14 protein-coding genes are annotated in these 14,127 nt (G+C 35.0%); 7 read left to right on the top strand and 7 right to left on the bottom strand.

All coding sequences use genetic code 11. The features are described from left to right. Positions 1-74: 74 nt before the first annotated feature. Both NMY3_RS14930 and NMY3_RS14935 read left to right on the top strand, forming a co-directional pair. A complete protein-coding gene (locus NMY3_RS14930) occupies positions 75-623 on the top strand; it encodes a hypothetical protein (RefSeq protein ID WP_196816602.1) in 549 nt (182 codons plus the stop codon). A 6-nt stretch (positions 624-629) separates the two neighbouring features. After that, a complete protein-coding gene (locus tag NMY3_RS14935) occupies positions 630-1,619 on the top strand; it encodes an alpha/beta hydrolase (RefSeq protein ID WP_196816603.1) in 990 nt (329 codons plus the stop codon). Positions 1,620-1,895: 276 nt separating this feature from the next. On the opposite strand, the gene NMY3_RS14940 is transcribed toward NMY3_RS14935, so the two are convergent. The 5 genes from NMY3_RS14940 to NMY3_RS14960 all read right to left on the bottom strand — a co-directional run bounded on the left by NMY3_RS14940 (position 1,896) and on the right by NMY3_RS14960 (position 8,117). Beyond that, positions 1,896-2,813 carry a branched-chain amino acid transaminase gene (locus NMY3_RS14940; RefSeq protein WP_231100119.1) on the bottom strand — a complete coding sequence of 306 codons (918 nt, stop codon included), beginning with the start codon at positions 2,811-2,813 and terminating at the stop codon, positions 1,896-1,898. A 24-nt stretch (positions 2,814-2,837) separates the two neighbouring features. Then, positions 2,838-4,253, bottom strand: coding sequence for an aspartate kinase (locus NMY3_RS14945; protein WP_196816604.1), 1,416 nt, complete (start codon positions 4,251-4,253; stop codon positions 2,838-2,840). Positions 4,254-4,280: 27 nt separating this feature from the next. Further along, positions 4,281-5,369, bottom strand: a complete 1,089-nt coding sequence (locus NMY3_RS14950; RefSeq protein ID WP_196816605.1) for a glycosyltransferase — start codon at positions 5,367-5,369, stop codon at positions 4,281-4,283. Between the two features lie 154 nt (positions 5,370-5,523). Further along, positions 5,524-5,784, bottom strand: a complete 261-nt coding sequence (locus tag NMY3_RS14955; protein WP_196816606.1) for a DUF2024 family protein — start codon at positions 5,782-5,784, stop codon at positions 5,524-5,526. A 221-nt stretch (positions 5,785-6,005) separates the two neighbouring features. Beyond that, on the bottom strand, positions 6,006-8,117 hold the full coding sequence (locus NMY3_RS14960) for a S8 family serine peptidase (protein WP_425319413.1): 2,112 nt from the start codon (positions 8,115-8,117) through the stop codon (positions 6,006-6,008). A 40-nt stretch (positions 8,118-8,157) separates the two neighbouring features. Here NMY3_RS14960 and NMY3_RS14965 point away from each other — a divergent pair, with 40 nt between their 5' ends. Then, positions 8,158-8,508: a hypothetical protein gene (locus NMY3_RS14965; RefSeq protein WP_196816608.1), complete on the top strand. Its 351-nt coding sequence runs from the start codon at positions 8,158-8,160 to the stop codon at positions 8,506-8,508. Positions 8,509-8,637: 129 nt separating this feature from the next. Here NMY3_RS14965 and NMY3_RS14970 read toward each other — a convergent pair whose 3' ends face one another. Beyond that, positions 8,638-8,919: a hypothetical protein gene (locus NMY3_RS14970; RefSeq protein WP_196816609.1), complete on the bottom strand. Its 282-nt coding sequence runs from the start codon at positions 8,917-8,919 to the stop codon at positions 8,638-8,640. A 106-nt stretch (positions 8,920-9,025) separates the two neighbouring features. Between NMY3_RS14970 and NMY3_RS14975 the strand changes: the two genes are divergently transcribed. The 4 genes from NMY3_RS14975 (at position 9,026) to NMY3_RS14990 (ending at position 12,572) form a co-directional block, all read left to right on the top strand. After that, complete coding sequence (locus tag NMY3_RS14975; RefSeq protein WP_196816610.1) at positions 9,026-9,724, top strand: hypothetical protein; 699 nt, start codon at positions 9,026-9,028, stop codon at positions 9,722-9,724. 459 nt (positions 9,725-10,183) lie between these two features. Next, positions 10,184-10,459, top strand: coding sequence for a DUF3303 family protein (locus NMY3_RS14980; protein ID WP_196816611.1), 276 nt, complete (start codon positions 10,184-10,186; stop codon positions 10,457-10,459). Between the two features lie 55 nt (positions 10,460-10,514). Next, on the top strand, positions 10,515-10,751 hold the full coding sequence (locus tag NMY3_RS14985; RefSeq protein ID WP_196816612.1) for an Lrp/AsnC family transcriptional regulator: 237 nt from the start codon (positions 10,515-10,517) through the stop codon (positions 10,749-10,751). Positions 10,752-11,114: 363 nt separating this feature from the next. Next, on the top strand, positions 11,115-12,572 hold the full coding sequence (locus tag NMY3_RS14990) for a lipopolysaccharide biosynthesis protein (protein ID WP_196816613.1): 1,458 nt from the start codon (positions 11,115-11,117) through the stop codon (positions 12,570-12,572). A gap of 396 nt (positions 12,573-12,968) precedes the next feature. Here the strand turns inward: NMY3_RS14990 and NMY3_RS14995 are convergent, their stop codons facing one another. Then, positions 12,969-13,883, bottom strand: coding sequence for a hypothetical protein (locus tag NMY3_RS14995; RefSeq protein ID WP_196816614.1), 915 nt, complete (start codon positions 13,881-13,883; stop codon positions 12,969-12,971). Positions 13,884-14,127 lie beyond the last annotated feature (244 nt).

Here is a 14,127-nt window from a genome sequence, read left to right on the forward strand (position 1 = left end):
TAATTCAATAAGTCTCAAAGGCTTGTTGATTTAAAAGCGTAAGCCTATTATTAAATACCAAACTATTTTTATCTATGGAAATTCTGGAGGAGAAGATACTTGCCAAGCAGATATTCAAAAAATATTCAATAAACCCTAGAAATTGGAATTTCATTATATCCACGAATTCGATCCGCGATGGATTTTTTGATGCAACAGTGACAAACTCTGACGAATCTTGGCAGTTAAAAATTGATTCCATCTATAAACCCTCCCCGATCATAACAGGTACAAAATTGGATATTGATCCTATCAAGATGAAGAAAACATTTGATGAAGATATTATCCCATTTGGATATAGAAAAATAGATCCACCAGTCTTTATGAACATGTTTAGGAAAATTTCGGAGGAACATGAAATGTTGTCCAAGAAAAATACAGATTATATTAATAGAGAATTGAATTTCATGTTGAATTCCATGGAACCAACTGTGCCGACTAGAGGTACAGATTATCTTTACGGACCTTTCCTATATACTAGTAAAAACCTAATTGGAAAGAGCACGTATCACGATATCGTGTCAGACAAATTGACTTCAAATATAAAAAAGAAAATAAAAGAGAGATATCCAGGATATGGATAAAATTAATTGAACGGGAAGATAGATATCTTAAAACTTGAAAGCAAAATATTAAAGAATAATCCTTTAAAGGATCCATATGAAAGAGACATAATAGTTTACACTCCGGAAAATTATACTGCGAGTGTATCGTCGGGATATCCAACTATTATTTTGTTACCCTCTTTTGGAAATGATAATTATTCCACAATTAACTGGAATCCTTTTTCTATGCCAATTAACGAGAGATTGGAAAAATTGAACCTGGATCAAAAATGTGGTGAAATGATCATTGTAATCGTAAATTGTTTTAACAGATTAGGAGGAAGCCAATATATTAATTCTGTGGCTGTGGGCAGATATGAAGATTACATTATAGATGAAATTATCCCTTTAATAGACTTTAAATATAACGTTTCAAAAAGAGCTGTTCTTGGGAAATCATCGGGAGGGTATGGAGCTCTTTCCTTAGGCATGCGAAATCCAAAAATTTTTAGTGCCATAGCAGCACATTCATTTGATTCAGCGTTTGAATACTGCTACCTACCAGATTTTCCGATCGCAATCGATGTGTTAAGAAAGTACAAGAGTCCTAAAAGATGGCTTGTTGACTTTTGGAATAAGGCTAGTAAACACGATAAGAAAGATTTCACTACATTAAGTATTATGTCAATGGCTGCACATTATTCACCAAATTTGAATAATCCAGAATTAAGCACAGATTTACCATTTGATATAGAATCAGGAGAATTCAAAGAGGCCGTATGGAAATTATGGAAAGATTTTGACCCAATCAATAAAGTAAATGAATTTTCAGAGAATCTTAAAAAAATGAATCTTTTGTATTTTGATTGTGGATGTAACGATGAATTTAATCTGACCATAGGTTCAAGAATATTCAGTAAAAGATGCAGCGATCGAGGTATTAATCACGAATATGAGGAATTCGAAGGGGGTCATTTTAATACAGGCTATAGGTATGATACGTCTTTACAAAGAATATGGAATGCTATTGGATGAATATTGGGATCGATATGATTAGAAAGGAACATACTTTATACTGGTTAGTTAAATTTGACATGAAGTTTGTTAACAAGCAGACTATAAGTAGTAACACTATGTGCAACCAACTCATAGATCCGTTCATAGGATGAAAACGTAAAACATCAATCTCTCAATATAATTACAAAGAAAAGGAGAGAAATTATTTTATTACAATGTCAGGACAACTGACAATTAATAAAACATCTTGTTCCTGGTGAATGAAATACGAGGTTTTGATGAGGATTTTCAAGATTATTGTATAATTGTAAGCCAATTACGTTTTTCATGGTTCTTACCTCTCACTATATTTTCAAAATGTTGTTGGATTTCTCTTGTAATTGGTCCAATACCCCCATCGCCTATAACCCTGTGATCAATGAATCCAACCGGAACAATTTCTGATGCAGTTCCGGTCAAAAATATTTCATCAAAGTAATAAAGTTCGTCCCTAGAAATGTTATCATAACAAATGTTGATACCATGCTGTTTGGCAATTTCAATAACTGTATCTCTGGTTATTCCTTCAAGGGCTCCTGTTGAAATTGGTGGGGTGTACAATATCCCACCTTTTACAAAGAAGATATTTTCCGCGCTTGCTTCTACGACAAAACCATTAGAATTTAGCATTATCGCTTCATCGAACCCAGATTTCAAAGCTTCCATTCTTGCCAATGCAGAATTAGCATAATTTGCCACTCCTTTTGCATGAGTAGGCATTGATCTTATTCCTACCTTCTCCCAAGAAGATACCATGATGTGAATACCTTGTTCCATATCTTCTTTTTTAATATGTTCAGTCCATTTCCATGCAGATATTGCTATAGATACCTTGTTGGGCAAAGGGTTGACCCCCAATTTGCCATAGCCATAAAACGCAATTATCCTGATATAACATTCGTCCAATCTATTAGCCCTAACTACCTTTACTGTAGCTTTTTTGAGCTCATCGAATGAATATTCAAACTTCATAAAGTAGGCTTTTCCGCTATTAAACAATCTTCTTATATGATCGTCCAGTCGAAATATAGTAATTCCTTCTGCGGTTTTATAAGAACGAATTCCCTCAAATACACCGGTTCCATAATGTAATCCATGAGTTAATACATGCACCTTAGCTTCAGCATAATCAATTAAATTTCCATCAATCCAAATTTTATCACTTTCGATCATAAACAGTACACCAGGATAGTGTATCTAATTTATTATCGAGCCTTTTGAGTGTATTGATCTAATAACTTCTTCAACATTTCGATCTTCTACTAAAATGAGAATTCTAGATGTCTCTTCTTGTGCATCTATATTCAGTATGTTAATGTCTTGCTGACTAACAATACTACTGGTATCAGAAACTATTTTAGGAATTTTCCACATGGAATCTCCAATAAGAGTAACTACTCCTCTACCATATACCATTTCAACCTTTGGGTAAAATGAGCGAAATATTTTTTCATGTCTTTTTACATAGTCCCCATCCAAAAATAGGAACCTTGTCATTTCCATATTGTCTTTTTTATATGGAGATAATTTAATAAAATCATGATATTGTCTCTGTTTCTCAAATAATGCGGCAATGTGAGAGGCAGCTATGGATTCCATTCTAACGATAGCACAGTTTTTTTTACCAGTAACAATCTTAATTTTGGCTTCTGTTTCGAGTTCATCGTCTGACAACCGTTTTAATATTTGTGTATAATTAGAAGGATTTGAAATATTAGTAACCAAGATGATCAAATTTAGGTCATGATCGTCTATATCTTTAATAGCAATTGGATCCAAAATTTTCATGCCAAACATTCCTGCAAGTTTAGCTTCGTTATAAGATAGAGTCTTCACGTTGTGAAGATTCTTAGAAACGATTTTAGGGTCTGCGCTTAATACGGAATTGTCTTTTTCAAAATCAAGAATGACGTTAAACTGTGATGATAACAAAATCCCTAAGTCCGCAGCAGATCTATCAGATCCACCCCTTTCATAAGTGGTTTCCAACCCGTCTACTGTTTTTCCAATAAAACCCCCTATGCATAAAACTTCATTATCTTTAACTAACCTGATTAGTGAATCTATCTGATTTTTAGATTCGTCTAGCAAGAAACTAGCTGCTTCGAAATTATCGTCCGTAACTATTGGCCATTCATTCACGTTCACACTAGAGGATTTAATACCGTTACTTTTTAAAATATAATCCATTAAAACAGAAATCACTATTTCTCCACTATATGCAAGGATTCGCGAGCGGCTAACATCAACAAATCGACGATTCTCTGCCACTTGCTTGAGTGATATCAAAACAGTCTTGTTAAATTTCTCTAACTCGGATTCAAAACTTAGTCTGTCAGCATCTGATAAATATTTATTTGAAATCTCCAAATAGACGGTTTTTAGGACATCGATGTCTACCGGATTTGATGATGCATAATTTTTTGAAATCCGGATGGCAACATCGGTCATAGACATATTCTTTCCTTCATAATTTGTAAGAGGAGCAGAAAACACGCAAATGATCTTAGATTTTTTCCTTAGTTCTCTTATTCTGTCAATTATGATTGGGATCTTTACGCCATTTACTCCTAACGCTGATCCGCCGAATTTTGCAATTACTAATGGCTCCAATACAAAAATTAATACAATATCCTGTTATTATTTATTCAGATATTCAGCAATAAGCTTGGCAGCCTCGGAAACTCCATTTGGCACCCTTTTTTCTTTTTTTAAACGAAAGCCTGAAAGATTATCTTCCATAATTGTATCTAACTTATTAATATCCTCGTATGAAAACCCCAATTCTCTGGCCCTATCCTCTTGCTCAAAATGATTCTTAATTGGAATAAAAATGCCAGGGGTACCGTATACTAAGCTCTCATCAATTGTAGATTTTCCTGCTAATGATATAATCAAGTCTGCTGCGTACACGTATTCATGGATATTGTTTACAAAGCCGATATTCCTATAGGATTTATCTCTATTCTCATTGAATGAAATATTAGATGAATAAGATACTACCAAATCACAATCATGCCGTTTTTGTAATTTAGTAAAAGATTCGAGCGTCCTTCTTGTTAAATAATCTCCAGCTGACGTGCCCCCGGTAGTTAGCAAGATTGTAAATTTATTAAACGAGAACCTCTTTCTCAACTCATCTCGACTTGCTGTTATCTCTCTAACTATTGGACCCACATAAAATAAATTATCGCGATTATCCCCAGATTCTGGAATAATAACACAATCACTAGATTTTATCAAATTACACATAGAATTGTTGAGATATTTTTCAATACCAGACAATATCCCATTTCTTATAAAATGAGTTCTAAGTATATCTGTAACAAAGATTCTTGTAATATTGAGATCCTTGCCAACAGATAGAGAAGCAAAATCCTCATCAGTTACAATTAAAGGATTGGTATCCCGTTCCATGTCACTGGTAGATAGCCATTTTTTTACTTTTTTTTTGGATTTTCTGAAATAGGACACATATTTTAGCAACCATAAAAAACTGTTGTTTAACCTGCCTTCATCTATTGAAAACTCTGGAGGAAAATATAGATCATGGGCACTGAACTTTGATTCTTCTGAAGAATCATTCTCAATGGATATAAAATCAAAAGCTTTGGAACCCGTAATGAAGCTGAAATCATAATAATTAAATGACTTGGCAATTTCCTTTACAATGGCAATATCCCGTGTTATATGTCCAAGACCAATTGGGCTTGAAAAAAATAATGTCATGTGGATTAAACCAGCAGTATTAATGTAGAAATAATAAAAACAACGTGGATAGTTTCAAATTAAAGCTATTTTACAATCATAAGTAATTCATCGTCTGATATGAATTTCATAAATAATGGTTTTGAAGACGAACCAAATAGTAGATTCCGCGGTTCTAAGGACAGCCTTCCATTTTTTGAATGTAGTAACCAGATTGACTAATGTCTTTTGCTACTACTGGTGGAGCCGCTTGAATATGGCAGAATTGACATTCCTCTTGTGTCATTTTCTGCCCTCCTTGATCAACACTTTCAAGATACTCCTTTCCGTATTCGATTGCTTTTTCATGGGGAGTATTTGCTTCTACAATCACATCAAAATGCATTATTCTTCCATCTTTTTTTGTAACATATGTATCATATACTGCACATTCCATATACCTTTTTTTGGACAGACATCATATTTAATTTATTACATCGTTATCTAATACGAAATTGAGATTTTGGTACTTTAGATGTTCAAAATTCGATATGATATATGAAAACAGGATAATTGGCTTTACGTAACAACTACATAGAACCAACCATTATCAGAAAGCAAATGAAAATGTAGACAGAAAATCGTTGATTATACGCATGGAGTAGTAGTGGCACCTACTTAGGGAATTCTTAAGGTATAAATCAATGGTTCTTTATGATGGTTCTGAACATCTTGGAAATGACCATAGTTGACTCCTGCACAAGGCGTTGTATATGGCACACTAGAATTAATCAAGGCAGAAACTACTTCATCAGAAGTAGCACTAGGTTTAATACTTTTATACAAAGCGGCCTGTCCTGCAACAACAGGGGCTGCCATACTTGTACCACTGTCAAATGCGTACCCTTGTTCCTTGTAGGTCGAGAATATGTTCACACCCGGTGCTGCAAGATCAATACTATTGCCATAATTACTGAAACTCGCAGCATAATCGTCAGGACCTCCTATAGTACTATTGCCCCTACCTCCACATTCTCCGTCACTATCAGATATCGCAGAAACTGCTATTACTCCAGGGATTCTTGCTGGAGAAGTTAATGAGGTGTTAATATTACTGTTTCCAGCGGCTACTACATATATCAATCCCTTTGCGAGAGATTCATTAATAGCCTTATCCAATTTGTTTGATGGTGGATTTTCAATACTTAGATTAACTATGTCTATCTCGTCAGCATGATCATTAACGTACTGTATGCCCTTTATTTGAGACGATAGAGGACAGTTGCCGTTGACATCACATACCTTTATTGCCCAAAGCTTTGCTCCGGGTGCGACGCCTAGAATACCTATGGAATTATCTTTTGCTGCAGCTATTCCAGCAATATGAGATCCATGACCCAAGTCGTCATCCCCTGTTAGCGCACCTTCTACGAAAGATACATTCCTGTAGACATTCAAATCGGGATGGTCAAGACTTATTCCTGTATCCAAGATTGCGATATCAACATTCGAAAAATCTAATTCTCCCGATTGTTTGGAAAAAGCATTTTCCAATTTTTCACTTGTGATATTGAGCACATTTGCATTGATCCTTTCAAGGCTATCAGGTATGGTTTGATTATGGTATCTAACTGAGGTGATCTTTCCGTTTAAATCTTGATTAATTGCAAAAATCCTTGGATCGTTACTAAGTTTGTTCATAAAATCCCTCTCATTTAGTTGTCCACTATTATTCATATTAATAACAAAACCAGGTGGATTCTCAAAAACAAATTTTATTTCACCATTTTGGATATAATCTTGCGAAACTAGTCTTGAATTTGTGGTAACACTTTCATTCAACCACACAATAAATTGTAAAGGTATAGGTTCATACCTCAGATTTGGAACGAATGTTCTGTCAAATACGTATATCGTAGGAAAGGAAAAGTTTTCATTTAAGGAAATATCAAATGTCTTGGTATTATTAACATTGTACTGATCTAGGATTTCTACTGTATACCAAGAATAATCTAGTCCGTTTAAGGTTATTACCGAGATATCAGAATCACAATCAAAAAAATCATTATTCACAAAATATAGAGAATCTTCAGTTGTATATGGATTAGGAGATATCTTATATACTTGCGAAAAATCTTGATCGGTTATAATTGTTAATGATCCTTTTGCAAAAATATCTGTTGGATTAGGTCCGCAATCCTTGACTGTTGTTTGAAACTCTTGTTGAATAGGAGTTTCAGGTGGGGTATCAGGAGTTTCAGGTGGGGTATCAGGAGTTTCAGGTGGGGTATCAGGAGTTTCAGGTGGGGTATCAGGAGTTTCAGGTGGGGTATCAGGAGTTTCAGGTGGGGTATCAGGAGTTTCAGGTGGGGTATCAGGAGTTTCAGGTGGGGTATCAGGAGTTTCAGGTGGGGTATCAGGAGTTTCAGGTGGGGTATCAGGAGTTTCAGGTGGGGTATCAGGAGTTTCAGGTGGGGTATCAGGAGTTTCAGGTGGGGTATCAGGAGTTTCAGGTGGGGTATCAGGAGTAACAGACACAGTTACAGAATCAGGATCACTGGTAGCAGTGTCACTACTTACCACTAACTGGAAGGTAAGTTTAGTTTCTTCTTCTACCTGTGGAGATGTAAATGTGGGATTTGCAGATATAGGGTTATTTAGGATCACTTCTGGACCACTAGTCTGTTGCCAATCGAAGTTTAGTGATGGACGAACATCATCACCAGAAGTATTAGGATCATAGCTTTTGCTACCATCCAATTTGGTCAACATATCGCTTTGTACAGTTATGTCAGTGCCAGCATCAGCAACTGGAGATAAATAATCAGAGTTGGAGTCTGAGGAAGAGGTAGAGTTAGAGTTGGAGTCTGGGGAAGAGTTGGAGTCTGGGGAAGAGTTGGAGTCTGGGGAAGAGTTGGAGTCTGGGGAAGAGTTGGAGTCTGGGGAAGAGTTGGAGTCTGGGGAAGAGTTGGAGTCTGGGGAAGAGTTGGAGTCTGGGGAAGAGTTGGAGTCTGGGGAAGAGTTGGAGTCTGGGGAAGAGTTGGAGTCTGGGGAAGAGTTGGAGTCTGGGGAAGAGGTAGAGGTGTCGCCTTTTTCAACTTCTGGTTCAGAATTTCTCAATGTACCAAATGCTTTTGAGACATCAAAATCCTCTATTGATTTGAGTGGAATAAAAAAATAAAAATGAAAGACGCTAATTACAGACAATAAAAAAATAACAAATGAAACAAGAAATAATTTTCTATTGACCATTTTAGATTTCACGGTTGAACATATTTTGTATCTAAAAAAGTACTCGTGCTCGATTCAATCACAAGACAGGCATATGACGTCTATCGCTATCTAACGAGCCTGGAAATGAAGAGATAGTCCCATTTATGTTATTCTCGGTTGAGTTGGAATCTGTCAGGAGGGTGGAGTTGGAATCTGTCAGGAGGGTGGAGTTGGAATCTGTCAGGAGGGTGGAGTTGGTATCCAAATTAGCAAAAACATTCGACAAGGTCAATGTAAATAGAGCAAGGATTAATAAGCTAATCGAAAAGACAGCAAAGAAATTATATCCATCGAATTTGTTGTAGTTTTTTATTGTCATACTATCCATGAAGTTTATAAATAGATAAATTTTGTCTTGACTTTATTATACTCTCATAGTCTAAAATTCTAAAAGTATAAGAATAATAGAAATTATTTAAGAGATTATGAAAAATTATTTTGAAGGATATTATTGCAGGGATGACCTTCATTTACAAGTAATTAATAAGGACAGTAATCGGAAAATTCTAAATGCACTGCGTGAAGCATATCCTATAGGTTTGTCGGTCGAGGAACTAAGCGAAGTTACCAAACTACCAATAAAGACTGTCTACGCTCAGAAGGCCGAACTCTATAGAGAGTATTACATAAATCATGTTGAGGAAGAAAAGAAAAATCAAAGAGGTAGACCATCCAAAAGACAAGATCCTTTTATTTTCCGTAAGAGGGCTCGACTAGTAATTGAGGAGTTGTTTGGAGTTCACGATATATATGAAGGCAATAAACCAGTTCCTTTACCCCCCGGACACACAATTTATTCTGACGGTTTTGCAGAAACCTTGAGTAAGCTGACCCTCAAGGAGGAGAAGAATGAATTATTTATCACTCTTTTAGATTATGCGAGAAAAGTACTGTCGAGAGCGTACAATAACGAGGAGATCAAAGATAAATGGGCTCCAAGTAATGAGGGAAATTATTGTTGTACCCAATGCGGGTTAAACCACGAAGCGCGTGATTTTTTTCGGGCAATATTTTTGAACTTAATTGATGAATTTGAACAGAGTAAGCATTTTGTGGATTTTCTCAAGGGCCAAAACATGGTAACTCAAAATTCCTATGAAAAAATTCGAACAACAGTGGAGTAAAAGGAAGTACTGAGAATAGGTAAAAAAGCAAACTGGATTAACATGTTTACAATAGCGACAGTTTTTTCGTTTTGATTTCCGAAATTCCTTTATCATATAATAATAATAAAGTTAGCTTCATTTGCAGGTTAGATGGTGAATTGTTCTCCATTTATATTAATCACGGGAATGATCAATTTTTTGTTGAACCTGGACTACACTTGTAATTAGCGGGATAGATTTTAAAATTTATATTATAAGGATATGTCAAGTAAACTACGAAGAAAACAATTTATGGGAAATGTCCCAATTGTAGATCCAAGGGTCAACTAGACGTGGTTTCCAGCACTCCAGGAAAAGAAAAATTTAAGTGCAATTCTTGTTATTTTAAATTTAGTTTAAATGATTTATAGCCATTTACTATTCAAAAATAAATATTTGAATAGTAAAATTTAAAATATAATCGATATAAGGAATGATATGAGTGCTACCTTTTTAGTTTTCTATAGATTTAAAACAATGACTCCGGAAGAATCCAAAAAAGCAAATGAGCAGTGGAGAGAGATGAAGAGGAGTTTGCCGCAGGGAATCGAGTTAATGGGAGAATATAGTCATGCGTGGGGTACTGAGTATAATGGATTTTTGCTCTTTGAATCAGATACCAGTGATGGATTTATGGACTGGTGGTCTAGTTTTAAGGATAGTATTAGATGGTATGTAGATCATACACACACGATTACTGCCAGAAGAAAATAATTTTTTTTTATTAAAAAGATAACAGTTTTATTTTGTGACGTTATAGTCAAGTTGTATGAATCACAATGCCTTTGTTTTAATTAATTGTACGCTAGGGTCTGAAGCAAAGGTAATGGAACAAATAAAGGATTTGGAATACGTCAATAAAGCTTATCGCGTTTATGGCGTTTATGATATAATAGTAAAAGTAAATGCTAGTGACAAAGAGGATTTGCAAAGGAAAGTCCTTTTGATTAGACGACTCAATGATATAAAATCCACATTGACACTACTTGAAATAAACAATTCATGATCGCATTTTTGAAAATGATTTATTGGTAGATAATATTGACGTTTTGAGAGCAAACGAAATTGAATTCATATCTACAAATTAGGAATAGATAGAAGGGCGTCATAGATGAGTAAGAATGTATGATAGAGTAATACCCATCGTTCGCAATTCAGAATATTTTATGATTATTTCAAAAAATGATAATACCAATTTGACAAGAAATAGTACCCGATATTTTTGATTTTGGGTAACCGGATTTAGTTTACATTTATATTTGATCTTAACAGGCAAAATAAAAAAGAAAAATATATTAATAATACCTAAAAACCAAGCAAATTTCAATTAATATTTATAGGATTTATATATAATAGAAAACTGCAGTCTGTGAATGAATTTTTTGACAAGGATAGCGAAAAAAGGGATGAAAACCAAGACAAAAACATAGATGGCATCTCCTCTCATTTTACAAGCTCTGGTATACTTTTATTTCTAAATCAGTTAGTTTTGGCCTTTGGTAACTGGATTTTCTGGATGCTGATTTCAAGATTCGCATCAACAGTAGAAATAGGTCAAGCAACCACCATATACAGCTTGGTGGTTTTTGTTACCACAATCATTCAATTTGGCATAGAATATCCAATTCTGAAATATTCCTTAAAATATAGAGAGTCCATACTATTTACTACTTTTATCATTGAGATGGGTTTAAGCCTCCTTGCCATCCCATTCATGGTTTATTTCTTCGCAAATTTTGAAGATAACAACCTGGGTCAGTTTGAATGGCTAGCTATACTAATGGTCATCATGACTGCACCGGGCATAATCGCACATTACCTTCTATTGAGTTTATTTAAAATCAGAACAGTTTTAATCATAGACATTATTGCTACAGTCATAAAATTTTTGGTTGGTTTTATTCTTGTAATATATGGTTTTGGAGCCTCGGGCATTTTGTTTGCATTTTTAATAAATGTCAGCATTGTAAGTTTGTTTACGTTTGCAATTGTCCTAAAGGAGATGCCATTTAGATTAAATTTCAAGGTTTTTAAAGTAGTAATCAAAGATGGTTTGATAAACACACCTTCAAAAATATCAAGGGTCTTTGTTTTTAGTCTAAGTGTAATCCTATTAGCCGTTTTTGGTGTTGATGTTTCACAGATTGGAATTTTCTACATGGCTTTAACAATAAGTCTCATAGCCGGAGGATTTGCTACCAATATTGGTCTAATGGTAATACCCGCATCAATCAGAACCGAGAGAGACTATGCATCTTCAGCTTTGCGGATAGGTTTAAGCTTCACGATCCCGCTCATAATGATTTTGATAACTCAATCATATGCCATACTAGGCTTCATAGGTAATAGCTATACTGTCGCAAGCGTTGATTTAATAATTCTTGGACTTTCCATATTACCTTCGTCTATAACTATAATAGCAATTTCGGAATTTAACCTTACAAATCAATATAAAAAGATCCTGTTTATAGGAATAGTAGAAATCATTATCTTCATTGTAACCTTCTCCATTCTAGTTCCAAATCTCAATATTTTGGGAGCATCATTAGCTACTTTAGTTGCTTTCATAGCGTCTGCAATAATATCCATAATTTGGATCAAAAAAACTTCCTTACGATACATCTTAACCTCATTAGTATCACTTGCATCTGGAATCATAATATGGCAAACTATAAGCTTTATTGCAGGAAATGGGCTCATAGCCACTATCATAAATCTGATAGTAGTGGTACTTGCCTCATCAGCTATAGTATTTTATTTAAATAAAATTACTATTCGTGAGTTAATTTCTATGATAAGGTCGGTGGCTAAAATGAATAATGAATAATAATGATTGACTAAGAACTCAGTTCACTAACCATAATTCTGCTTATGGGATATGTTCATATCCGCTTCTATGTGTATACGATAGAAAACAAAAGAAGCATTAGCGTTTATTCTAGAATTTGAGACAATATCTCACCTAGATAGGTCGAAATTTCAGATAGCTTTAGACAAATGATCAATCAAGTGAAATTGGACTCATTCTAATGGAAAAGATCATATGAATGGAACCTGTCAAACTTAAGATATTATCCCAATTCAGATCCAACATAATTCAAATTCGTGGTAACAAGGATATAGAATTAAGAGCGTAAATGAAAATGTTGAAATCTTTAATAATTTATATTAAGAAAAATAAAAAAAGGAAAATTTTTTTTTTTGGCGTTCAAAATAAAAAAAATTATCTGGTTTGTCCTATCACATTATTGCCGTAATTAGTCTGTGTTTGGCTATTAAAGTTGTTGCATGATCCACTAGTACTACCGCCAGAAACACAAAGGCTACCTTGGTTTGCTGATTGGGATTGGCCTATACCTTGTGTTGCAGTATTGCCGCCACCTTTATATCCGCTGCCGCCTTGTTGGCCTGCTACATTGTTTCCGAAGTTGGTTTGCTCTTGGTTACTTAGGTTGTTGCAAGAGGCACTAGTATCATCGCCAGAAACACATAAGCTTCTTTGGTTTGCTGATTGGGATTGGCCTATACCTTGTGTTGCAGTATTGCCGCTTCCGCTACCACTGCCGCCTTGTTGGCCTGCTACATTGTTTCCGAAGTTGGTTTGCTCTTGGTTACTTAGGTTGTTGCAAGAGGCACTAGTACTACCGCCAGAAACACAAAGGCTACCTTGGTTTGCTGATTGGGATTGGCCTATACCTTGTGTTGCAGTATTGCCGCCACCTTTATATCCGCTGCCGCCTTGTTGGCCTGCTACATTGTTTCCGAAGTTGGTTTGCTCTTGGTTACTTAGGTTGTTGCATGAGCCGAAGGTGCCATCACCGCTTACACAAACTGCACCTTGCTTTACTGATTGGGATTGGCCTATACCTTGTGTTGCAGTATTGCCGCTTCCGCTACCACTGCCGCCTTGTTGGCCTGCTACATTGTTTCCGAAGTTGGTTTGCTCTTGGTTACTTAGGTTGTTACAGGATATGAAGGTGTTCACACCTGAGAGACAAATTCCAAGCTGTGTAGCTAATTGCAGTTGTCCTATACCTTGAGTTACAGAATTTTGAGCAAAAACATTGTTATTTGTAGCCAGTAAAACTGGAGCTATAAATAATACAGATGCTATTGCAAGTACTGAAAGGGTTCTCATTATGGTACATGTATCTTAACACATACATTTAACCTTTTCTTGAAATATCCATTTATCTTCTAAATAGCCAAACGAAATACAATTGTTGTAATTACTATATAACAAATCGAAATTTGTCTTTAACAAATGAACTGGATTTATATATTTAGACAACTTTATATTTAATGATATAGATTTTAAATTATTAATTACAGTATAATCTTATATTTTAACCAAGCTATAGCTATCTAAATTTTTTGTTTCA

The organism is Candidatus Nitrosocosmicus oleophilus, assembly GCF_000802205.1.
GTDB lineage: Archaea > Thermoproteota > Nitrososphaeria > Nitrososphaerales > Nitrososphaeraceae > Nitrosocosmicus > Nitrosocosmicus oleophilus.